21 protein-coding genes and 4 tRNA genes are annotated in these 21,504 nt (G+C 72.1%); 12 read left to right on the forward strand and 13 right to left on the reverse strand.

The features are described from left to right. Positions 1 to 72: 72 nt before the first annotated feature. The 3 genes from ACWEVP_RS00275 to ACWEVP_RS00285 all read right to left on the reverse strand — a co-directional run bounded on the left by ACWEVP_RS00275 (position 73) and on the right by ACWEVP_RS00285 (position 3,435). The gene (locus ACWEVP_RS00275; RefSeq protein WP_452060439.1) at positions 73 to 687 is read right to left on the reverse strand and encodes a malonic semialdehyde reductase; all 615 of its coding nucleotides are present in this window, start codon (positions 685 to 687) and stop codon (positions 73 to 75) included. Positions 688 to 1,137: 450 nt separating this feature from the next. After that, positions 1,138 to 2,664, reverse strand: coding sequence for a sugar transferase (locus ACWEVP_RS00280; RefSeq protein WP_452060440.1), 1,527 nt, complete (start codon positions 2,662 to 2,664; stop codon positions 1,138 to 1,140). A gap of 699 nt (positions 2,665 to 3,363) precedes the next feature. Then, positions 3,364 to 3,435: transfer RNA gene (locus ACWEVP_RS00285), tRNA-Val, on the reverse strand. Positions 3,436 to 3,828: 393 nt separating this feature from the next. Between ACWEVP_RS00285 and ACWEVP_RS00290 the strand changes: the two genes are divergently transcribed. The 6 genes from ACWEVP_RS00290 to ACWEVP_RS00315 all read left to right on the forward strand — a co-directional run bounded on the left by ACWEVP_RS00290 (position 3,829) and on the right by ACWEVP_RS00315 (position 6,137). Then, the gene (locus ACWEVP_RS00290) at positions 3,829 to 4,254 is read left to right on the forward strand and encodes an SsgA family sporulation/cell division regulator (protein ID WP_033293569.1); all 426 of its coding nucleotides are present in this window, start codon (positions 3,829 to 3,831) and stop codon (positions 4,252 to 4,254) included. Positions 4,255 to 4,390: 136 nt separating this feature from the next. Beyond that, positions 4,391 to 4,463 (forward strand) — tRNA-Gly (locus ACWEVP_RS00295). A 24-nt stretch (positions 4,464 to 4,487) separates the two neighbouring features. Then, positions 4,488 to 4,558: transfer RNA gene (locus ACWEVP_RS00300), tRNA-Cys, on the forward strand. A gap of 1 nt (position 4,559) precedes the next feature. Beyond that, a tRNA-Val gene (locus ACWEVP_RS00305) sits at positions 4,560 to 4,634 on the forward strand. Positions 4,635 to 4,815: 181 nt separating this feature from the next. After that, the gene (locus ACWEVP_RS00310) at positions 4,816 to 5,163 is read left to right on the forward strand and encodes a TraR/DksA family transcriptional regulator (RefSeq protein WP_452060441.1); all 348 of its coding nucleotides are present in this window, start codon (positions 4,816 to 4,818) and stop codon (positions 5,161 to 5,163) included. A gap of 209 nt (positions 5,164 to 5,372) precedes the next feature. Next, positions 5,373 to 6,137 carry a DUF1206 domain-containing protein gene (locus tag ACWEVP_RS00315; protein WP_452060442.1) on the forward strand — a complete coding sequence of 255 codons (765 nt, stop codon included), beginning with the start codon at positions 5,373 to 5,375 and terminating at the stop codon, positions 6,135 to 6,137. A gap of 87 nt (positions 6,138 to 6,224) precedes the next feature. On the opposite strand, the gene ACWEVP_RS00320 is transcribed toward ACWEVP_RS00315, so the two are convergent. The 3 genes from ACWEVP_RS00320 to ACWEVP_RS00330 all read right to left on the reverse strand — a co-directional run bounded on the left by ACWEVP_RS00320 (position 6,225) and on the right by ACWEVP_RS00330 (position 8,658). Continuing rightward, on the reverse strand, positions 6,225 to 6,653 hold the full coding sequence (locus ACWEVP_RS00320) for an SRPBCC family protein (protein ID WP_452060443.1): 429 nt from the start codon (positions 6,651 to 6,653) through the stop codon (positions 6,225 to 6,227). A gap of 161 nt (positions 6,654 to 6,814) precedes the next feature. Next, the gene (locus ACWEVP_RS00325) at positions 6,815 to 7,450 is read right to left on the reverse strand and encodes a response regulator (RefSeq protein ID WP_452060444.1); all 636 of its coding nucleotides are present in this window, start codon (positions 7,448 to 7,450) and stop codon (positions 6,815 to 6,817) included. Further along, entirely contained in the window at positions 7,447 to 8,658 is a 1,212-nt protein-coding gene (locus ACWEVP_RS00330) for a sensor histidine kinase (protein WP_452060445.1), read from the reverse strand. The genes ACWEVP_RS00325 and ACWEVP_RS00330 overlap by 4 nt, the downstream gene beginning before the upstream one ends. A gap of 135 nt (positions 8,659 to 8,793) precedes the next feature. On the opposite strand from ACWEVP_RS00330, the gene ACWEVP_RS00335 reads away from it, so the two are divergent. Together ACWEVP_RS00335 and ACWEVP_RS00340 are read left to right on the forward strand one after the other, a co-directional pair. Next, positions 8,794 to 9,870: an ABC transporter permease gene (locus ACWEVP_RS00335; protein WP_452061301.1), complete on the forward strand. Its 1,077-nt coding sequence runs from the start codon at positions 8,794 to 8,796 to the stop codon at positions 9,868 to 9,870. Further along, positions 9,867 to 10,550, forward strand: coding sequence for an ABC transporter ATP-binding protein (locus tag ACWEVP_RS00340; RefSeq protein ID WP_452060446.1), 684 nt, complete (start codon positions 9,867 to 9,869; stop codon positions 10,548 to 10,550). The genes ACWEVP_RS00335 and ACWEVP_RS00340 overlap by 4 nt, the downstream gene beginning before the upstream one ends. 318 nt (positions 10,551 to 10,868) lie before the next feature. Here ACWEVP_RS00340 and ACWEVP_RS00345 read toward each other — a convergent pair whose 3' ends face one another. Beyond that, positions 10,869 to 12,155: an FAD-dependent oxidoreductase gene (locus ACWEVP_RS00345; protein WP_452060447.1), complete on the reverse strand. Its 1,287-nt coding sequence runs from the start codon at positions 12,153 to 12,155 to the stop codon at positions 10,869 to 10,871. Between the two features lie 89 nt (positions 12,156 to 12,244). On the opposite strand from ACWEVP_RS00345, the gene ACWEVP_RS00350 reads away from it, so the two are divergent. Together ACWEVP_RS00350 and ACWEVP_RS00355 are read left to right on the forward strand one after the other, a co-directional pair. Continuing rightward, the gene (locus tag ACWEVP_RS00350) at positions 12,245 to 12,721 is read left to right on the forward strand and encodes a MarR family winged helix-turn-helix transcriptional regulator (RefSeq protein ID WP_452060448.1); all 477 of its coding nucleotides are present in this window, start codon (positions 12,245 to 12,247) and stop codon (positions 12,719 to 12,721) included. Beyond that, positions 12,718 to 13,353 carry a VC0807 family protein gene (locus tag ACWEVP_RS00355; protein ID WP_452060449.1) on the forward strand — a complete coding sequence of 212 codons (636 nt, stop codon included), beginning with the start codon at positions 12,718 to 12,720 and terminating at the stop codon, positions 13,351 to 13,353. The genes ACWEVP_RS00350 and ACWEVP_RS00355 overlap by 4 nt, the downstream gene beginning before the upstream one ends. Here the strand turns inward: ACWEVP_RS00355 and ACWEVP_RS00360 are convergent. From ACWEVP_RS00360 to ACWEVP_RS00385, 6 genes are read right to left on the reverse strand one after another with little or no spacing between them, the layout of a single operon-like run. After that, entirely contained in the window at positions 13,299 to 14,465 is a 1,167-nt protein-coding gene (locus ACWEVP_RS00360; RefSeq protein ID WP_452060450.1) for an alpha/beta hydrolase family protein, read from the reverse strand. The two genes, ACWEVP_RS00355 and ACWEVP_RS00360, sit on opposite strands and share 55 nt — an antisense overlap. A gap of 11 nt (positions 14,466 to 14,476) precedes the next feature. Beyond that, entirely contained in the window at positions 14,477 to 15,199 is a 723-nt protein-coding gene (locus tag ACWEVP_RS00365) for an SDR family NAD(P)-dependent oxidoreductase (RefSeq protein ID WP_452060451.1), read from the reverse strand. Further along, positions 15,196 to 16,083, reverse strand: coding sequence for a fumarylacetoacetate hydrolase family protein (locus ACWEVP_RS00370; protein WP_452060452.1), 888 nt, complete (start codon positions 16,081 to 16,083; stop codon positions 15,196 to 15,198). Before ACWEVP_RS00370 ends, ACWEVP_RS00365 begins: the two co-directional genes overlap by 4 nt. Then, a complete protein-coding gene (locus ACWEVP_RS00375; RefSeq protein WP_452060453.1) occupies positions 16,083 to 17,009 on the reverse strand; it encodes a VOC family protein in 927 nt (308 codons plus the stop codon). Before ACWEVP_RS00375 ends, ACWEVP_RS00370 begins: the two co-directional genes overlap by 1 nt. A 19-nt stretch (positions 17,010 to 17,028) precedes the next feature. Continuing rightward, the gene (locus tag ACWEVP_RS00380) at positions 17,029 to 18,159 is read right to left on the reverse strand and encodes an FAD-dependent oxidoreductase (protein WP_452060454.1); all 1,131 of its coding nucleotides are present in this window, start codon (positions 18,157 to 18,159) and stop codon (positions 17,029 to 17,031) included. 29 nt (positions 18,160 to 18,188) lie between these two features. Next, positions 18,189 to 19,151 carry a cyclase family protein gene (locus ACWEVP_RS00385; protein ID WP_452060455.1) on the reverse strand — a complete coding sequence of 321 codons (963 nt, stop codon included), beginning with the start codon at positions 19,149 to 19,151 and terminating at the stop codon, positions 18,189 to 18,191. Positions 19,152 to 19,235: 84 nt separating this feature from the next. Here ACWEVP_RS00385 and ACWEVP_RS00390 point away from each other — a divergent pair, with 84 nt between their 5' ends. Beyond that, positions 19,236 to 20,171 (forward strand): LysR family transcriptional regulator, encoded by a 936-nt coding sequence (locus tag ACWEVP_RS00390; RefSeq protein WP_452060456.1) that lies wholly within the window; start codon positions 19,236 to 19,238, stop codon positions 20,169 to 20,171. 72 nt (positions 20,172 to 20,243) lie between these two features. Beyond that, positions 20,244 to 21,464, forward strand: coding sequence for an MFS transporter (locus ACWEVP_RS00395; RefSeq protein WP_452060457.1), 1,221 nt, complete (start codon positions 20,244 to 20,246; stop codon positions 21,462 to 21,464). The last annotated feature ends 40 nt before the right edge of the window (positions 21,465 to 21,504 follow it).

Below are 21,504 nucleotides of genomic sequence, written 5' to 3' on the forward strand. Positions count from 1 at the left end.
GCGCGCCTCACGCGCGTCCGGGAACGCCGGACGGGCCGCCCCCGGTTCCGGAGACGGCCCGTCGAAGCGGGGTCAGAGGGTCTCGACGACCTGGTCGAAGTCGAGCCGCGGCAGGCGGTCGAACCAGGGGTTCTCACCCGGCTTGCCGACGTTGACGACGACCAGCGAGCGCCACTTCTTGTCGGCGAAGAACTCGTCGTCGACGCCCTGGGCGTCGAAGCCGGTCATCGGGCCGGCGGCCAGCCCGGCGGCGCGGACGCCGATGATGAAGTAGCCGACCTGCAGCAGCGAGTTCAGCTTGGCGAACTCGACGCGGCCCTGCTCGTCGGAGAAGTTGTCCTTCACCTGCGGGGCGTGCGGGAAGACCTGCGGGATGTTCTCGTGGAAGTCGACGTCCGCGGCGAGCACGACGGTCAGCGGCGCGGCTTCGGTCTTGTCCCGGTTGCCCGGGGCCATGTGCGGGAGCAGGCGGGCCTTCGCCTCGGCGGTCCGGAGCACCAGCGCCCGCAGCGGCTGGGTGTTCATCGACGTCGGGGCCCACTTGACGAGGTCGTAGATCGCGCGGACCTGCTCCTCGGTCACCGGCTCGGAGCTGAAACTGTTGGCCGTGCGAGCCTCGCGGAAGAGGAGGTTCTGGACGTCCGCGGGAAGCTCGAGGGCCTCGGTCTGCTCGGCAAAGGTGGTCATGGGGCTGGGTTCCTTCCGTTGGTCGGGTACCCCGTGCAACCAGGTTGAGCGTTGAACTATTTCGCGTTCAACCATGCCGGACCGGTGAAGTGGATCACAAGCGTGAGGCGGCGGTTACGGGCCGCTACGGGCGGTCAGCCGACCGGGTCCGCCGGGTGCCGAGCCACCGCGGCGAACGGCGCATCCCCGGTCGCGCGACAGGTGCAGGGCCCGCGCGGCGAACAGCGGCGCTCCGGCGGCCTGATGAGTGGGGGAACCGGCCGCGATGAAGGAAAGAACACCCGGCCGGCCCAGCTCGCGGTCGCCCGCCGGGAGGGGTGGCGGCCGGCCAGGCCGTGCGGCCCGCGTCGGGGAGGGCGACCGGCCACCCTCCCTGACACGCGAACACGGCCGCCGACCCCCCTCGGCGGGGATCGGCGGCCGTGGTGCGCGACGCGCGGCCGGAACGGGTCAGTAGGCGCCCTGCCCGCCCATCACCGCGCGGAAGGTCTTCCAGAGGATCACCAGGTCGAGGGCCAGCGACCAGTCCTCCACGTACCGCAGGTCGAGCCGGATGCTCTCGGCCCACGTCAGGTCGCTGCGGCCGCTGACCTGCCAGAGCCCGGTCAGGCCCGGCTTGACCAGCAGGCGGCGGCGGGCGTCGGGGGCGTACTGCGCCGTTTCCTCCGGGAGCGGGGGCCGCGGGCCGACGAGCGACATCTTCCCCGCCACCACGTTGAACAGCTGGGGCACCTCGTCGAGCGAATACCGGCGCAGGAAACCACCCACGCGGGTGATCCTCGGGTCGCGCTTCATCTTGAACAGCGGGCCCGCGCCTTCGTTGTCCGCCTCGAGGGTCTTCCGGATTTCATCGGCGTTGGTGACCATCGTGCGGAACTTCAGCATGGTGAACGTCGCGCCGTCGCGGCCGACGCGGCGCTGGCGGTAGATCACCGGGCCGCGGTCGTTGAGCTTGATCGCCAGCGCGATCACCAGCAGCAGCGGGGAAAGCAGCGTCAGCAGGAACGCCGAGCCGGCGCGGTCCACGATCTCCTTCACCACGCGGCGGCCGCCGGTGAACATCGGGGCCGTGACGCGCAGCAGGGGCATCCCGAGCACGCCGGTGACGTTGAGGCGAGGGCCGGCGACCTCCATCAGGACGGGCGCCACGACCATTTCCGCGCCGGTGCCCTCCATGTCCCAGGCCAGGCGCTGCAAGCGCTTCGGCGTCCAGTACTGGTCCGCGGTGATCGCGACGACGCGGTAGCCGCCGCGCCGCACGTAGCGGGACAGTTCGTCGAGGCGCCCGACGACCGGGACGCCGTCGATTTCGCCGCTGTCGCGGTCGGCGCCGTGGCCCGTGAACGTGCACGCCGCCTCGACGCGCCAGCCGACGTGGACCTCGGACTTGGTGCGCGCGATCAGGTCGGCGACGGTTTCCGGGCTGCCCGCGGCCATCACCGGCAGCAGGCAGAGTCCCTTGGCGCGCTTGCGGTGCAGCACCTGGCGCAGCAGGTACCGCTGCGGGAAGGCGACGAGCGCGATCGCCGGGACGACGACGAAGACCCAGACCTGGACCTCGAGCGCGCCGAACAGCAGGCCGCCGAGCGCGACCAGGACCGCGGCGGTGATGAAGCCGCGGCCCAGGGTGCGGTATTCCTCGGCGCCTTCGCCGAGCACGCGCGGGCTCCAGGCCCGGCTGGCGGGCAGGGAGACGAAGACGGCGAGGATGGTGCCGAAGGCGTGCATGTCGTGCGGGGCAACACGATCGATGACGAACGCGCTGATCGCGATCACCAGCAGCGTGATGAAGACGTCGCTGCCGATGACCCAGGCTCTGTATCTCGCCTCCCAGGCCGCCGGCAGTGCCTTGGGGGACGGCGTGGCGGCCGGTTCGGCCTGCCGCTCGTCCCGCTGGGCGGGGCGGGGAATGGCCTGGAGGTCGATGTGCGGCGGTGGCTGGCTCACCGTGTACGACGGCCGCACCGACTCTTCCATCTGACCTCCCGGGACCAGGGATCGGGTTGGGTCCGCAAGCACGCTGCGTCACCGGAAGTGATTTCGTACAGTCACCACTACTGGATCTCGCGCGGCGCCCGCGGAGGGCTTCACACGGCAAGGTATCGGCGACCCTCTCAGCATCGTTACAAGGATTTCCAGCCACATGCCGCGCGTCTTTCCCGCCAGAAAATGGCCGCAAGATAACAAGATGATGACGATGCGTAATAGCGCGTATCCCCGGAAAAACTACGGAACGTAGCCGGAAGGGCGATGCCCGCACCCGGGTGGACCCGCGCTCTTCCGAACGGCCGAACGGGCCCCTCGGCTCTACTGTGGACACTGCACGCGCCCACGGGTCCACAGTGGACCCGGCCGACTCGTCCGCGACGATCGTCGCGCGCCCGACTCGTTCCACGGAAGATCGCCGCGACGACAGTCCTCAGAGGCATTTCAACGGGGCTCGCGCGGTCGCCCGGGAACCCCTCTCGTGGACAGATACGGACGCGTCGAACGGATCGTTCACTCCGCTTAGGGGGTAACGAGGACCACACTCGTGGCCAACCTCACAAAGGTGACCACGGCCCGGGGGTCCGGGGGCTTGCCCCCGGCGGGGGCGTGGGGGCTCGGCCCCCACAAGACACAAAAGCGAGAGCCCTGTCCGCGCAGTTCGCGGACAGGGCTCTACCAGCTCTCGCGTGGGCGATACTGGGATCGAACCAGTGACCTCTTCGGTGTGAACGAAGCGCTCTCCCGCTGAGCTAATCGCCCGCTCGCGGTGTTGGCCAGAACACTAGCGTACGACTTCCGGGCGCCTGCAAACGGGTGGTCTCGGCCGACCACACTCCGCTTACCGGTGAGTACGGAACGAACAACCCCGAGCTAGCCGGGGTTGTGGCTGGCGGGGGCCGCCCGACACGACGTTCGACATCCGTGCGACGGTGCTATCGCCCGGCGGCTAAACCGCGCAGTATGGAGAAGTGGGCCCACACGGGGCGCGCCGGTCGATCGCGCGCCGTGCGGGTGAACACGGGCGCAAACGGGGGCTGATGGGCCCGTACGGGTGATGTGCGGCGCACCTGCGACGGAATCGGCCTCCCGATGCGTCCCAGTGGTGACGCCCTCGGCCGGGCCGGGCCGGGAAGGGAGACGAAGGGTAGGACGATGCGCAACGATCACGTGACGCTCCGCTCGACGGCGGTCTTCGACCTGCTGGCGCCGCGGACGCCCGCGGTTCCGGTCAAGGTGGAGCTGCGCTACGACACACGCGACCCGTATGCGGTCGTCGCCGCCTTCCGCACCGGCCGCGCCGGCTGGGTCGAGTGGGTGTACGCGCGTGACCTCCTCGCGGACGGCCTGCTGGCCGACGCGGGTGACGGGGACGTCCGCATCCGCCCTTCGGTCGAAGACCCCGAGTCCGTGCTGATCGAGCTGAACTCGCCGTCCGGGCACGCCATGTTCGAGGCGTCGGCCCAGGAGCTGGCCGACTTCCTCGACCGGACGTACGACGTGGTCCTCCCGGGCAACGAGCACCTGTGGGTCGACGTCGACGACGCGCTCACGCACCTGATCCCGCACGATCTGGCCTGATGACGGGCCTGCAACGGCTCAGTGACACCCCGGTGTCGGAGCCGTTTCCGGGGTCCGATATGGTTTTCCCACACCACGGCGACGGGGTGAGCGACAGGGCCACGGCCCCGGAGCTCCCGAACCGCAGCCGGGAAGTGCGGATGTAGCGCAGCTGGTAGCGCATCACCTTGCCAAGGTGAGGGTCGCGGGTTCGAATCCCGTCATCCGCTCGGAAAGGCTCTCGGGCCTGTCACGGTGGAGTGGCCGAGAGGCGAGGCAACGGCCTGCAAAGCCGTGTACACGGGTTCGAATCCCGTCTCCACCTCGCGCGATTAGCTCAGCGGGAGAGCGCTTCCCTGACACGGAAGAGGTCACTGGTTCAATCCCAGTATCGCGCACCATCACGAAGCCCCGTTCCTCCTCGGAGGAGCGGGGCTTCAGTCGTCGGATGACGATGGGCCCCGAGGCGCGACCGCAGGTGCGGAAACCACGGCACCAGCTTCGCCCGCTCCCCCGGATACAGCGCCACCACCGGCTGCTCGGCGGCGGAGATCACCAATCGCCGGGCGTATCGTCGGAAACGTGGAGAAGCGCGTCGCGACGGAGTTGATCGAGGGGGCTCGCGCCGAGACCGAGCGACTGGTCGCGGCCTTGGCGCGGCAACGCGACGACATCGTGGCGACCTCCCAGTTCGACAGCGGCGACGACGAACACGACCCCGAAGGCGCGACCATCGCCTTCGAGCGGGCACAGGTCCAGGCCTTGCTGCGGCAGGCGCAGGACGACCTTGCGGCGCTGAACAAGTCCGCGGAACGCGTGGAAGCCGGTGTCTACGAAGTCTGTGAACGCTGCGGCGGTCCGATCGCGGAGGACCGGCTGCTCGCCTTGCCTGCCACGAGGATCTGCATCACCTGCGCGAATCGGAGGTGATGACCCCGAGTCCGAATTGGACGCACGGTGGACCCCACCAGTTGCAGCCTGGACTAAGGCCGGCCCGACGCGACCGGCCATCGCCGGCGAGCCGGACATGAACGACTTGGACGGTTGCGCACCCCGCCGAGCGAATCGTCAGGACCACAGCCGCGAGCAGGTCGCGCCGGCCTCTGGTCAACCGGGCCCGGATGTACCAGGATCCTCGCGTGCCCGACTTCAGAGGTTTCACCCTGATCGCCCGGATCGGGCTGGTTTGCTACGCCCTGGTCCACCTGGTCGTCGCTTGGCTGGCCGCTCAGGTCGCCCTCGGCGACAACGAGAAGGCCGACAAGGCCGGCGCCCTGCAGATCGTCGCCTCGAGTGGTGGGGCCTGGCTGCTCTGGGTGATCGCCGCCGGTACCGGCTTGCTCGCGCTGTGGCAGCTCACCGAGGCGATCACCGGTCACCGCCACGCCGCGCCACGCCGGCGGTGGGTGCGGCGCGCGACCAGCGGGGTCGAGGTCGTGCTGTACGGCCTCGTCGCCTACAGCGCCGGCAAGATCGCGACCGGCGGCTCCGGTAAGGCGGGGTCGGTGGTGGCCACCGTGCTGGCCGAACCCTGGGGAGCCGCCGCGGTGATCGTCGCCGGCGGGGCCGTCATCGTGGTCGCGGCCTTCCTCGGCTACCGCGGGCTCCGGAAGAAGTTCGTCCACGACCTGGACCTCACCGCAACGTCCCGAGCGGTCCGGCGATCGACGGAGCGACTGGGCCAGGTGGGCTGGATCGCCATGGCGATCGCCTACGGCACCGTGGGCGCCATGTTCATCGTCGCCGCCCTCGACTACGACCCCGCCAAAGCGGGCGGCCTGGACCCCGCGCTCAAAACGCTCGCGCTCCAGCCCTACGGACAAGCACTGCTGCTCGCCCTGGCCGCCGGCATCGCCCTCTTCGGCGTGTTCGCACTCCTCGAAAGCCGCTACCGCAAGATCTGACCGCCGCCGCCCGCGCACTCCTTTCGACGGGGACAGGGTTCTCGGGCCGCCGCGCACTCCGACCCCGCGCGGTCGAGATCGACCGCTCTACCGAGCCAGGCCGTTGAGCACGTCGGTCAGCTGGCGCTCGGTGTCGTTGCCGAGCTTCTCGAACACCACTTTGCCCAGCGGCGCCGCGAGTTTCGCGGCCCCCTTGAACTCCAGGTCGTTGGTGTAGGTGATGCGTGACCCGGTCCCGTCGGGGACGATGTCGATGGTCTCGGTGGAGGTCGCGGTGTCGTTGCGGCCCACCAGCACGACCTGGTCGGCTGACAGCTGTTCGAGCGTGTAGGTCAGCTCGGTGCCGACCCCCGCGATCTTCGAGGTGTTGTGCCACGACGACCCGACCCGCACGGGCCCGTCGTCGTTGCGGCTGCACCGCTCGGTGCCGGGGTCCCATTGCTCGGCGTGGCCGAAATCGGCGAGGTACGGCACGACGACGTCGGGCGCGGGATCGACGGTGAAGGTACGGGACACAGTGGTCAAGGTGCGTTCTTCCTTTCGGCCGGTGGGCGACACGGTCCACTGAGGACACGACCGTGGCCGCGCAGCGCGTTTCGGGTACCCCGCGCGCTCGCTGCGCAATCAGGGAGTCGACGGTCGCCCGCTGACACCGACCCATCTGGAGCCCATGAGGATCAGCGGCGGATGAGACCCAGGTCGATGGCGGTCGCGACGGCGGCGGTGCGCGAGTCGACGCCGAGTTTGGTGTAGCAGCGGGCCAAATGCGACTTCACCGTGCCTTCGGTGAGCTGGAGGCGCCGCGCGATGGCCCGGTTGGACAGCCCGTCGGCGACCAGGGTGAGCACCTCGAGCTCGCGCCGGGTCACCGCGACCGCGGGCCGGCGCATCCGGTCGAGGAGCCGGTCGGCGACGGTCGGCGCCAAGGTGGTGCGTCCGGCCGCGGCGGTGCGCACGGCGGCGGCCAAGTCGTCGGGATCGGCGTCCTTGAGCAAGTATCCGGTGGCCCCGGCCTCGATGGCGGGCAGGGTGTCGGCGTCGGTGTCGTAGGTGGTGACGACCAGGACGCGGGGCGCGCCGGGCCGTGCGGTGATCGCCGCGGTGGCTTCGGCCCCGCTCATCCCCGCACCGAACTGCAGGTCCATCAAGACCACGTCGATGTCGCCCTCGGCCGCCCGGATCACCGCGGCCTCGCCCGTCGCGGCTTCGGCGACCACGACGAGACCGGGCTCGGTCTCCAGCACGGCACGCAGCCCGGCGCGCACGACCGGGTGGTCGTCGGCCAGCAGCAGGCGGATCGGCGTCTCGGTCACGGACGGGCCTCGCGCGGGGTGTCGCCGGACAGGGGAAGCCGGGCGGTCAAAGCGGTGCCGTGGCCGGGTGCCGACCCGACGGTGAGGGAACCACCGAGCGCGCGCGTGCGGGCCCGCATCGCGGCCAGCCCGAACCCGCCTTCGCCGGGGTCGGACGCCGGCCGGGCGTCGGGGTCGAAGCCGGCGCCGTCGTCGACGACGTCGAGCGTGACCTCGTCGCCGAGGTAGCTCAAGGTGAGCTCGACCGCGGTGGCGCCGGAGTGGCGGACGGTGTTGGCGAGGGTGGCCTGGGCCACGCGCAGCAGGGCGACTTCGTGCGCGGTCGGCAGCGGCACCACGGCACCGGCGAGGTGCAAGCGCGCGGTGATCCGGTGCCGGCCACTGGTGTTGGCACACAAGCGTTCCAGTGCGCCGGCGAGCGTGGTGCCGTCGAGCGCCGGCGGCGTGAGGGCGACGACGAAACGGCGCGCTTCGGCGAGGTTGTCCGCGGCCGCCTGGCGTGCTTGGTCCACGTACCGGGCGGCGTTGCCCGAGGTTTCGGGCAGGGACCGGCCGGCGGCCCGCAGCAGCAGCTGGATGCTCGACAGCCCCTGGGCGAGGGTGTCGTGGATCTCGCGGGCCAGGCGTTCCCGTTCGGCCAGCACCCCGGCTTCGTGCTGGGCCTCGGCCAGGTCGGCGCGGGTCGCGGTCAGCTCGTCGATCAGGCGCCGCCGCTGCTCGCTTTCCCGGTACAGCGCCTGGTATCCCCACACCACGGCGACCGCGACGGCCGCACCGAGCGCCGGGCCGATCGCGGCGGCCGGGCTGAAGGCACCCTGGTGCGCGGCGAACGCCGCGATCGCGGCCACCGCCGTCGCGATCACCGCGGTCAGCCCGCTCCGGCGCGAAAGCAGGTGAAGCTGCAGGAAGTACAGGGGAAAGGCGACCCACACCCCGTCGCCGGTCAGCACCACCAGGGCGAGCCACCCGGCGCCCAGGACACCCAGCCACGCCGCGGCGGCCCGCCGGGACGCACGGACGTGCGGCAGGAGCGGCCCGGCCGCGTAGATCACACCGCAGGCCACCGCCACCACGACGACCGCCGCGGCCCGGGGCTGTCCCCCGGCCAAGGCCCGCGCCGCCGCCAAGCCGAGCAGGGCGACGACCAGCAGGTGCAGGCACCAGGTCAGCACCCGGCTGGTCGGGGTCAGGGCAGGGGCGGCGGTCACAGTGCCTCCCAGGCTACGGAGCCGGGGCGGGAACCACCTCTATCGAAAGGTGGAACCGGCGCGCCGCCCTCCGGCCCGGGAAGTGCCATCCCCGGCGCGATGCCGCAGCGGACGTTCGCGACGACGATCGACGCCATGTTCGTCGCCTGGAGAGACCTGAAGTTCGCCAAAGGGCGGTTCGCCCTGATGGGCGCCGTCATCGTGCTGATCACCCTGCTGGTCGGCCTGCTGTCCGGGCTGACCGCCGGGCTCGGCCGGCAGAACGTTTCCGCCATCACCGGCCTGGACGCCGACAAGATCGCCTTCGCCGCACCCAGCGGCGACCAGGGTGTGTCCTACGCCGACTCCGCCGTCACCGACACCCAGGTGCGGCAGTGGTCCACCGCCCCCGGGGTCACCAGGGCCGAACCGCTGGGCATCACGACCACCAGGGCCACCGCGGGCGCCCGGAGCACCGGCGTCTCGGCCTTCGGTGTCCGGGCCGGCTCCGCCCTCGCCCCGGACGGCGTCAAGCTCACCGAGCACGGCGTGATCCTGTCCACCACAGCCGCCGCGGACCTGGGCATCCGGCCCGGAGACGACGTAACCCTGGCCGGACGGCGGCTGACCGTGGCCGCCGTCGCCGGAGACGCCTCCTTCAGCCACACCCCCGTCATCTGGACCACGCTCGAGACCTGGCGGACGGTCGCCCCGCCGACCGGCGGCGACGCGACCGTGATCGCCCTGACCACCACAGCCGGCGCCGCCATCGAGTCCACCGACCACGCAGCCGGAACCAGGACCGTCGCCCGGGACGACTCGCTGTCCGCGATCGGCTCCTACTCGTCCGAGAACGGTTCCCTGCAGCTGATGCGTGGCTTCCTGTTCGCCATTTCCGCCCTGGTCATCGGCGCCTTCTTCACCGTCTGGACCATCCAGCGCAGCGCCGACGTCGCCATCCTCAAGGCCCTGGGCGCGACCACGGCGACGCTGCTCAAGGACGCCCTGGGCCAGGCCTTCGTCCTGCTCGCCGGCGGCACCCTCGCCGGCACCGGGCTCGCCGCCGCCGCCGGCGCCGCTCTCAGCGGCTCCGCGATCCCCTTCGTCCTCACCCCCGCCACGGTGCTCGTCCCGGCCGCCGTGATGGTCCTGCTCGGCGCGCTGGGCGCCACGCTCGCGATCCGCCGCATCACCTCCGTCGACCCGCTGACCGCACTGGGGAGCACCCGATGAGCCTCACCCTGACCGACGTCACTCTCACCTACCCCGACGGCGACACCCGCCTCACCGCCCTCGACCGGGTCACCCTCGACGTCCCCCGCGGCAGCCTCACCGCCGTCGCCGGCCCGTCCGGTTCCGGTAAGTCCAGCCTGCTGGCCGTCGCCGCCACGCTCGTGACGCCCGACTCCGGCACCGTCGTCGTCGACGGCACCACCGCCACCGGCCTGCCCCGGGGACAGCTCACCGACCTGCGCCGGCGCACGATCGGGATCGTCTTCCAGCAGCCCAACCTGCTGCCCGCGCTCACCGCCGCCGAACAGCTCCAGGTGATAGCCCGCATCGACGGACGCTCCCCGGCCAAGGCCCGCGCCCGCGCACTGGACCTGCTCGACGCCGTCGGCCTCGCACCCCAGGCCGCCCGCCGCCCCCACCAGCTCTCCGGCGGCCAGCGCCAGCGCGTGAACATCGCCCGGGCGCTGATGAACGACCCGACCGTCCTCCTGGTCGACGAACCCACCAGCGCGCTCGACCACGAGCGCGGCGCCGCGGTCATCGACCTCATCACCCGCCTCACCCACCAGCGGGCCACCGCGACCGTCCTGGTGACGCACGACCGCACCCACCTCACCTCGGTCGACCAGGTCACCGAAGTCCGGGACGGTCGGCTGCGCGTACCGGATCCGGCCCGCTGACCCGCGGCGCGGCTCACCCTCGCTGTCCGGTTCGGGGTGCTCGATCCGGGTGTCGACGACGAAGGTGTCGGCCGTGCCGATGGCCGGCAGGGTGCCGGGCAGCTCCAGGGTGGTGCTCGACGTGTCCGGCACCTGCCCCGACCCGGCTAGTGCCGACCCTGGCCTCGACGCGGATCTGTCCGCGGTTCGTGTTCGGGGAGAAGGCGCCGCCGACTCGGTACTGGGCACCGACGAGGCGGGCGCCGACGAGGACCGCGGCCGCCACGATCGCGCGGAACTCACGGGTTTGGGGTCGCGTCGCCGAGACGGGGAAAGCTCTCACCGTCCGACGGCGAGTGCCGGTCGCGCCGCACTTCGCAGAGCGGCCGCTGTCCCGGCGATCGCGAACGCCGTGTGCAGCAGCGGGCGGGCGGCGGGTGCCGCCAGCCAGCGCTGCCAGCGCAACGGCTGCAGCGACTCCCGCAGCGCCGGCACCGCGTAACGGGTCATGTCGCGGTGGAAGTCGTGCAGTGCCGTCGCGACCGGCAAGCCCCGCGGCGACGAACCGGCGACCTCGTCGCGGTGCCCGCCGGCCGCGCGGACGAGGTGGCCGGTCAGCAGGTCGGCGTCGCGGATCGCGGTCGAGGCGCCCTGTCCACCGGTGGGCGGCATGGCGTGCACGGCATCCCCCAGCGCGGTCACGGCCTGCACCGGCCACGGTGTCAGGTCGGCGGCCGGATCGGCGGCGTAGTGGGAAAAGCGCGTGGCCTGGGCGGGGTCGGACCGGTCGAGCACCGCGTGCATCCACGGCGCGAAGCCGGCCAGCAGCCGCCGTGCCTCGGCGAGTGGCGGTGCGTCGCCGGCGGCGTCGTCCCCGACGGTGGGCACGACGACACCCCACACCACGTACCCGGGTTCGACGATCGCGGGCACGTCGCGGCAGGCCTGCGCGGCGATGGGCGCGGTGGCCGGGTCGTGCAGGGTCAGGAACACCGCCGTGCCGTCGGGGGCGAGGGCGAAGGCCGGACCGTGCCGCAGCGCCGGCGGCATCGCCGACCGGATCTCCGCGTCGAGCGCGGCGCTGCCGGCCAGCCCGAAGGTGGCGAGCTTGCGGGCCGTGGCGGCGCCCGTCAGGGCGGTCAGCACAGCGGATCGGGCGCCGTCCGCGCCGACGAGCACGTCCGCGGTTTCGCGGGAGCCGTCGGCGAACTCCGCGGTCACGGAGCCATCGGGGTCGTGGGCGAAGCCGGTGAACTCGGCACCCAGGCGGATTTCCTCCCGCAGGCCGTGGCCGAGGAGCCGGCGCAGCGGGATCCGCCCGATCATCAGGTGCTCGCCGTCGTCGCCTCGGGGGATCCGCGCCAGCTGCCGCAGCCGGTGGTCCAGGATCCCGAACTGCCGGGACGACCTCGATCCCGAGCTGCTGGCCAGCACCGCCTGGAACAGCGGCGCCGGGAGCCGCCGCCGCAGCGCCGCCGTCGCGGCCGGATTCAGGTGCAGCCGGTAGCCCCCGGTCAGTGCCAGCTCGGTGTCCCGCTCGTGGACGGTCACCTCGATTCCGGCGCGCCGCAGTCCCTGAGCCAGCACGAGCCCGCCGACGCCGGCTCCGACAACGATCACGCGCATCGCCACTCCGAATCAGCCGGTTGATAGTTCTCGAGCGAACTCTCCTTGCTCGTCTCGCCAAGCTATCAGCCAGCTGATACTTTGGCGAGGTGACTGACTCGAACCGAAACTCGGTCGCGCTGGCGGACCTCCCGGCTTGGGCGGTGGTGCAGGCCTACCACGCGCTCGCGCGTGAGCTGTACGAACTGTTCGCCCGCCACGAGCTCACGCCGGTCCAGTTCGGCGTCCTGGCCCAGCTGGCCGAATCACCCGGCCTGGTGCAGGCGGAGCTGGCCCGGCGGGTACTGGTCCGGCCGCAGAGCATGACGGCGATCATCAGCGATCTCGTCGCCCGGGACTTGCTTCGGCGCGAAGGACCCGGCGGCCGGGGCAGACCGGCGCCGGTGCGGATCACCGAGCACGGCCGGCGGGTACTCGCCGCCGCGGCCGAGTCGATGCGGGACTTCAACGAACCGGCCCAGCTGGGATTGGCTCCGTACGAGGCAGGCATGCTCACTGCCTTGCTGCACAAGCTGATCGCCGCCCGCGACCGGAGCGGGCGCACCGCACGGCGGCCGGGTTCGTGAACCGGTCGTGGCGGCGGCTGCTCCTGGCCGTGGCGGAGAACGTCGGCGTTCCGGTCGGCAGCTACCTGCTGCTGACGTCGGTGGGCTGGCCGCCGGTGTGGGCGCTGGTCGGCGCGGCCGGGGTGTCCGTGCTGGTCCTCGCCGCGCAGTACGTGCGCAAGCGTGAGCTGACCACTTTGGGTGTGCTGGTGCTGGCCCGCTTCGCCCTCGGCGTGGTCGTCGCGGCGGTGACCGGCGACGCTCGCCTGGAGCTGGCCAAGGACTTCGTGATCACTTCGGCCATCGGCGGGTTCGCGGCTCTCAGCCTGCTCTTCCGCCGCCCGCTCATCGCGCGCATCCGCCGTGACCTGTCCGGCGATCCCGGCGGGTTCGACCGCTGGTGGGCCGCGGACCGCGGGTTCCGCCTGGTGCACCGGCGGCTCACCGTCGCCTGGTCGGCGGGCCTGGTGGCGGAGGGAGCGGTGGCGTTCGTGGTGATCTACAGCCTGCCGCTCACCGCCGCCGTCGTCGCCACCTCGGTGCTGGCCCCGGCGACGCTGGCCGGGCTGATCACCCTGACCGAGTGGCGCGCTCGCCGCTACACCGGCACGCACCCTTCGCCGAACCGGTCCATCACCCAGTCGGCGATGTAGGTGCTGACATAAGGCAGGTGATCGAGTCCGATGTGCTCGGTCGCCCCCTCTTCCGGTGTGAAGACCCGCAATTCGCGCCGAGGCGAGTTGACCGCCTGGTCGTAGGAGCGGTGGGCGTACTCCAGCGGGATCTGGCGGTCGTTCTCGCCGTGGGCGATGAGGAACGGGACCGTGATCTTCTCGACCACGCCGTCCAGGTGCACGTCGTCGGCCAAGGCGACGAACCTGTCGAGGTCGTCCTGGCCCCAGACCCACAGCACGTGCTCCCAGTAGTGCGGGACCGGCCGCTCCCCCTCGCGTTCCAGGCGGCGCCGTTGCACCGCGCCCCAGTTGTGGTTCGCGCCCCAGGCGACGCACAGCGCGAACCGCTTCTCGAACGCCGCCGCGCGGGGCGCGTAGTAGCCGCCCAGGGACCAGCCCACGATCCCGATCCGGCCGGTGTCCACTTCGGACCGCGTTTCGAGCCAGTCCACGGCCGCGCCCGCCCAGGCTTCGGCGTCGATGCGGGCCGTGAGGCCTTGCAGGCGCAGGGCTTCGCCGGTGCCGGGCTGGTCGAGCATCAGGCACGAGATCCCGCGCTCGGCCAGCTCCCGCCAGTGCGCCGAGCTGTACATGTGCTCCTTGGTCGAGTCCAAGCCGTTGACCAGGACGATCACCGGGGCCGGCCCGGCGTCGGTGGCCGGCGCCAGGGAAAGGTAGGCCGGCAGGGTCGTGCCTTCGTACGGGATCGCCACCCGGGAGATCCGCCGGTCGCGAAGGTCGAAGGACTTCTGCGCGAGTTCGAGGACCCGGCGGTAGGTCGGCAGCCGGTTCGGGTCGGCGTGGGCGAGCATGCGCTCGGCTTGGCAGAGGTAGTTCGTGGCCCGGAAGTACAGTTCGCCGGCGGTGCGGGCGTGCCCGGCCTTCTCGGCCTGCTCGGCTCGGGTCACGAGCTGGTCGGTGAGCGCGGTCCAGGCTCGCAGGAAGTCCGGCGTTCCGGCGTCCGAGCCCCGGGCCGCGGCTTCGCGGATGGGGCGGCAGGCGCGGTCGACCTCGTCGATCAGGCCGCCGCTGTTGAGCGCGGCGACCACGCCGAGGTTCCAGACGTAGTTGCCGGGGAAGTATTCGAACACGGGGTTCCCTTTCAGGTTCGGGCGGCTTCGCTGATCGACTTGACGCCGCCGTGCGCGGTCAGGCCGCCGTCGACGGGGATCTCGGCGCCGGAGATGTAGGAGGCCGCGTCGCCGATCAAGAACGCGACGAGCGCGGCGACCTCCTCGGCGGTCCCGGTGCGGCCGAGCGGGGTCTCGGCGACGTTCGCGGCCCGGAAGCCGGGCGGCGCCGACTCCGTCATCGGGGTTTCGATGTACCCGGGGTGCACGGCGTTGACGCGGATGCCCCGGCCGCCCAGCTCCAGGCACGCGGCCTTGACGAAGCCGCGCAGCGCCCACTTGCTCGCGGTGTAGGCGAGCGGGTAGTGCCCGGTCAGCGCCGCGGCCGAGCCGGTCACGACGATCGACCCACCGGGCGGCATCAGCGGCACCACCGCCTGCACGGCCCGCAGGACGCCGCCGACGTTGACGTCCTGCACGCGCGCCAGGTCGCCGGGAGCCAGCTCGCCGAGCCGGGTCCGCCAGGTGGTGCCCGCGGCGGCGACGAGCCCGTCGACCCGCCCGAGGTTCGCGGCGAGCCCCGCCCACCCGTCGTCGTCGGTCACGTCGAACCGGTGGTGCTCGACGCCGGGCAGGCCGGGGTCCTCGGCACGGTCGACGCCGATCACGCGTGCGCCTGCCGCGGCCAGCAGCCGCGCCGTCGCCGCGCCGATGCCGTGTGCCGCACCGGTGACGACCACGACCTTGCCGGTCACCGCGACCGCCGCCGCGGCCGCGAGCGGGCCGGCCGGACCGGCGGCAGCTCTGCCCCGGCGACGACGGTATTGCGGATCGTCCCGATGCCTTCGACCGTCATCTCCACGACGTCACCCGGGCGCAGCGGCTCCTGCGTGCCACCGCGGCCCCACAGTTCCGCCAGGCAGCCGCCGTTGCCGCAGGTCCCGGAGCCCAGGACGTCGCCGGCCCTCAGCCGGGTACCCCGGCCGGCGTAGGCGGCCAGCTCCTCGAACGGCCAGCCCATGTTGGACAGCAGGTCCTGCCCCACTTGCACGCCGTTGACCGCCACCCGCAGGTCCAGCGCCAGGAAGCCGTCCGCGTCGCGGTAGGGCTCGAGTTCGTCGGCCGTGACGAGCCACGGGCCGAGCGTCGTGGCCGAATCCTTGCCCTTGGCCGGCCCGAGGTTGACCTTCATCTCGCGGCGCTGGAGGTCGCGGGCGGACCAGTCGTTGAGGATCGTGTAGCCGAAGATCCCGTCGGGGCCCAGCACGGCGGCGACCTCCAGCTCGAAGTCGAACAGCCGCGAGCCCGGCGGGACCGGCACGTCGTCGTGCGCGCCGACCAGCGCGCAGGGATTGGTGAAGTAGAACGTCGGCGCCTCGTACCACTCCGGCGGCACCGACCCCGGTGCGACCATGCCTTCGACGTGTTCCTCGAACGCCACGAAGTCCCGGACGCTCGGCGGATCGAGCGGCGGCAGCAGCCGCACCTCGGCCAGCGGCACCGAGGGTCCGCCGGGGACGGCCGGTCCGCCGCGGATCACGTCGAGCACCGTCACCCCGGCCGGGAAAGCGTGGACGCCGTCGCCGGAGACGACGCCCGCGTGCACGGTACCGCCGTGCTCGTAGGTGGCGAAGCGCATCAGACCGGGGGCGCCACGAACAGACCCTTGTCGGGGTCGTTGAACGACTTCCGGGCGACGAACTCGTTCATCGCGTTCGCCGTGCCCCACTGGTCGGACACCTCGGGGTCGCTGAAGTCGTAGAGGTGCGGGTGCCAGGTGTCCTCGTCGACGAGCTCCAGCTCGGTCGTGTACTCCACCGTGTTGCCGTGCGGGTCGAGGAAGTAGCTGAAGGTGTTGTTGCCCGCCAGGTGCCGGCCCGGCCCCCAGATCTTCTCGACACCCGCGCGCAGCAGCCGTCCGGTGCCGCGCATGTACTCGTCCAGGCCGCGCATCTCGAACGACACGTGGTGCAGCGACGGGTGCGGGCACCGGGCGATGGCCATGCTGTGGTGCCAGGAGTTCACCCGCAGGAACCACATCATCTCCCCCATCCGCGGGTGGGTCAGGATGTCCGACAACCGGAACCCGAGGTGCTTCTCGTAGAACGCCCGGGTCGCCTCGGGGTCCGCCGAATTGATCACGACGTGGGACAGGCGGACCGGGACCGCTTCGCCGGCTTCGATCCTGCGGTGGGCGCGGACGGCGACGCCGGCGCTGATCTCGATCGTGCGGCCCTCGTTGTCGAAGAACCGGAACCCGTAGCCGCCGCCCGGCGTGTGCAGCGCCCGGGGCTCGTGGACGAGGGTCACCCCCGCGGTGGCCAGGCGAGCCGCGAGCGTGTCCACATCGGACGGGGTGGCAACGCCGAACGCGATCAGGTCGATCCGCTTGTCACCGGCTTGGCGCAGCCGCACGACGTACTGCTCGGGCGAGCCTTCCGCGGCGAGGAACGCGACACCGGTGTCGGTGTGCTCGGTCTTCAGGCCCCAGGCACCGGTGTAGAAGTCCCGTTGGCGGGCCAGGTCCGGCACGGCGAGGTCGACGTGCCGCAGGTGGGTGATCATCTCGTTCTCCTCCGGAGGGTCAGGCGGGTTCGACGACGAGGGCGGCGATCCGGGCGATCAGCCCCGGGACGTCGCCTTGTTCCCGGCCCAGGAGCCACTGTCCGAGCTGGACGGACGCCTCGACGACCGTGGCCGCCCGCGCGCAGCGGCGGTCGGCGAACTCGGTCCAGACGCGGTCGTCGAGGGTCTCCGCGGCCAGCAGCAGCTCGGTCAGCACGGCTGCGTCTTCGAGGGCCTGGGCCCCGCCCTGGGCCAGGGTGGGCGGGCAGGAGTGCGCGGCGTCGCCGATCAGCACCACGCGCCCGCGGTGCCACGGCGCCGGCAGGACGTGGGTCTCGAACAGGGTGTAGTTGACCCGGGACGCGTCGGTGAGCGTGGCCCGGACGTCGTCCCACGGGCCGTGGTACGCCGAAGCGAGTTCGCGCATGGTCGCGAGCTGGTCCGCCGGGGACAGGCCGCCGCGGTCCTGCGCGGCCTCGACGACGTAGGCGTACAGCGTGTCCTCGCTGGTCGGGCAGTACCCGGCGATGTAGGACGGGCCGCCGTAGAACAGGTCGGTCCGGGTCACCGAAGCCGGACGCGGGCCGAACGCGCGCCAGATGCCCATGCCCGTCGGCCGGATCCCCGGCTCGATGCCCAGCAGCCGGCGGACCGTCGAGCGGATGCCGTCGGCGCCCACGACGAGGTCGTAGCGGCCGGCCGAACCGTCGGAGAACGTGACCTCGACGCCGCTCGCGTCCTGCGCCAACGTGGTCACCGTGAGCCCGAAGCGGATCTTCACCCCGGCCGAACCGGCGCGCTCGTGCAGGATCCGCGCCAGGTCCGGCCGGGGTATCCCCACCGTGGCCGGCAGGTCGGGGCCGCCGGTCCGCACGTCGGGGAGCTCGGCGAGCAGTGTCCCGGCGGGGTCCGGGGCACGCAGGCCGAGACTGTCGAAGCTGTATCCCTGCGTCCGCACGGCTTCCCAGACGCCGAGCTTGCGCAGCTCGCGCAAGGCGTTGCCCTGCAGGGTGATTCCGGAGCCGACGGCGGCGATGTCCGGCTTCAGCTCGATCAGGTCGACCGCGACGCCGTGCGCGGCGAGGTGGATCGCGGTCGCGCTACCGGCGAGGCCACTGCCGACCACGAGGACGGTGTGCACGGCGGGCATGGGGACTCCTTCGTCCGGTCCGGAATGGACTACTTGACGGCGATCGGGGCGACCGGCGCGCCGACCGCCCCGGTCACCGGCAGGGGGTCGGCGGTCAGCCAGAACTCGTACCGGCCGTCGGCGGCGCAGTCCGCGGCCAGCGCGTCGAGGTCCCACATCTCGCCGAGGAACAGCCCGATGTGCGGGATGGCGACCTGGTGCAGCGGCTGGAACGCGTCGTCGAACTCGTTGGGCCGGACCTCGAACCCCCAGGTGTCGGTGGCGATCGCGGCGATTTCGGTGTCGTGCAGCCAGTCCGCGGTGGTGAACGACAGCCCGGGCGCGGGCCCGCCCGCGTAGTCGCCCCAGCCCTCGCGCCGCGCCCGGGCGAGCCGCCCGGTCCGCACCAGGAGCAGGTCGCCTTTGCCGACGCGCGCGGTTTCCCCTTGCGCGGCCAGGGTTTCCTCGAGGTGCGCCGCGGTGATCGCGAACCCGTCCGGCAGTTCGCCGTCCGTGCCGAGCGCGCGGCCGACGTCGAGCAGGACCCCGCGTCCGGCGATCCGGCCCGACGCGGTCTCGATCCCGGTGACGCGGTCGCCTTCGCTGGTCACGACGTCGCCGGCCCGGCGGCCGTTCCACGCCACGCCGTGGTCGAAGATGTGGCCGAGCCCGTCCCACTGCGTCGACGCCTGCAGCGGCATGAACACCACGTCGTCGGCGCCGCCGATGCCGTGCGGGAAGCCCTGGGTGCCGCGCTCGGCGTCCAGTCCGGTGTCCAGCATCGTGTGCACCGGGTTGGTCCGCCGCCGCCAGCCTTTCTGCGGGCCGTCGGCGTCGAAGCGTTGCGCCAGGGAGAAGCTGACGCCCCGGCGGACCAGGGCCGCGCCTTCGCGGCGCTTGGTTTCGTCGAGGAAGTTCAGGGTGCCGAGGACGTCGTCGGCACCCCAGCGGCCCCAGTTGGAACAGCGCTTGGCGGCGGCGGCGATCGCGGCTTCGGGATCGGTGCGGTCCATGCCGCTCACTGTGCGGCGGACCACAGCATCAGGGAAGACGAAATAGGTGATGCACGCTATCCACCCGGTGGATAACCTGAGGTGGTGAACCTGGCGAGTCTGGACCTGAACCTGCTCGTGACGCTCGACGCGCTGCTCGAACACCGCAGCGTGAGCCGCGCGGCGGAGCAGGTCGGCCTCAGCCAGCCCGCGGTGTCGGCCCAGCTGGCGCGGTTGCGCCGCCACTTCGGCGACGACCTGCTGGCCCGCTTCGGCAACCAGTACCGCCTCACGCCGCTGGCCGTCCAGCTGCGCGGCCGCGTGCGCACGGCGGTGAACGGCGTCGAGCGCGTGTTCGCCGCCGAGCCCGACTTCGACCCGGCGACCACCGCCCGGGAGTTCTCCCTCGCCATGAGCGACTACGGCGTCGCGGTCCTCGGCGCCGAACTGGCCGCCACCCTGGCACGCGAGGCGCCCGGCGCCCGCGTGCGGTTCATCGCCAACACGCCGGCGATCGTCGACAACGCCCGCCAGGCCCTCACCGGCATCGACCTGCTGGTGCTGCCGCACGGCTTCCTCCACGGCCTGCCGCACCGGGACCTCCACCGCGACGACTGGGTCTGCCTGGTCGACGCCGGTCACCCGGCGGTGGAAACCGGGCTGACGGTGGACCAGCTGCGCACCATGCCGTGGGTGGTTTCCTACCACGGGCCCACCGCGTCGACCCCGGCCGCGCTGCAGATGCGGATCCTCGGCATCGAGCCGCACGTCCAGGTCGTCACCGAGAACTTCCTGACCGTCCCGGGCCTGGTCGCCGGGACCGGCCGGGTGGCGTTGCTGCAGCGGCGGCTCGCGGAGCGCATCCCGGCCGACACGAACGTGCGGGCGCTGCCGTGCCCGTTCGAAGCCGGGCCACTCGTCGAGGCGGTCTGGTGGCACCCGATGTACGAGCACGACCCGGAGCACCAGTACCTCCGCGACCTGCTGGCGCGGATCGCCGACGGCATCCATCGCGCTGATACCGCGGTTCACCAGAAGTGATTTCCGCTTTCCCGGCGCGGAACCCACACTTTCGGCACCTCCCTGACCCAACGACGGAACTCAGGTGCCGACATGCCCGAAACCCCAGCGGTGAACCTGTCACCGGCAGCCACGTCCACCGGCCGAGGGGCGACCGCCGGGCGGGTCCAGCTGGTCCTGCTGCTCGCCGGGAGCTGCCTGTCGGTGCTCGGCGCCGTCCTCATCGCCCCCGTCCTGCCGCAGCTGTCCCGGGCGTTCGCGGACACGCCGGGCGCCGACGTCCTCGTCCCGATCGTGCTGACCGCGCCGGCGCTGCTGATCGGGCTGACCGCGCCGTTCGCCGGCGTCGTCGTCGACCGGATCGACCGGAAACGGTTGCTGCTGCTGGCGATGCTCGCGTACGCCGTGTTCGGGACGGCTCCGCTCTATGTGGACTCGCTCGGCGCGATCCTCGCGAGCCGCGTCCTCGTCGGGCTGTGCGAGGGCGCCATCATGACCTGCTGCACCACCCTCATCGGCGACTACTGGTCCGGCGCGCGCCGGGCGCGGTACCTGAGCCTGCAGACCCTGGTCGCGACGTTGTCGGCCACCGCGTTCCTCGCTCTCGGCGGTGTTCTCGGCGCGTCGGGCTGGCGCACGCCGTTCTGGCTGTACGCCGTCGCCGCCCCGCTGGCGATCCCCATGGCGCTCAAGCTCTGGCAACCGAGGCGCCGGCCGGTCACGCACCTCGCGAGACTGCCCTGGCGTCAGCTGGCCGCGCCCTGCCTCGTCACCCTGTTCGGCGGGATCGTCTTCTACGCCCTGATCGTCGAACTGTCCTTCGTGCTCACCGGCGTCGGCGTGACGGCCACCGGGACCATCGGCGCGATCTCCGCGGTCATGTCCCTGGCGACCGCCGCGGGGGCGATCGCGTTCAGCCGCCTGTCCGGCAAGACGCCCCGGCTCCTGCTGCCGGCCGAGTTCGGCCTCGCCGGTACCGGCCTGCTCCTGGTGTTCGCCACCGCGTCGCCGGCCGTCATCACCGTGGGCGCGGTGTTCACCGGCTTCGGCACCGGCATGCTGCTGCCCACCCTGCTGACGTGGGCGGTCAACCGGCTCACGTTCGACCAGCGAGGCCGCGGCACCGGCCTGTGGACCGGCACGCTGTTCATCGGCGAATTCGCGTGCCCGCTGACCCTCGCGGCGATCGGCGCCGGTACCGGCGGGCTGCAGGGCGCGCTCGCCGTCCTCGGCATCGCGTCCGTCATCGCCGGGGTCCTGACCGCGGTCCTGCTGCGGCGGAACGACCAGCCGCTCGACGTCACCAGGGACTGACCGGTGACACGGCTCGGTCGCGAGCCGCGTGACCCCGGCG

Source organism: Amycolatopsis sp. NPDC003865, assembly GCF_053605345.1.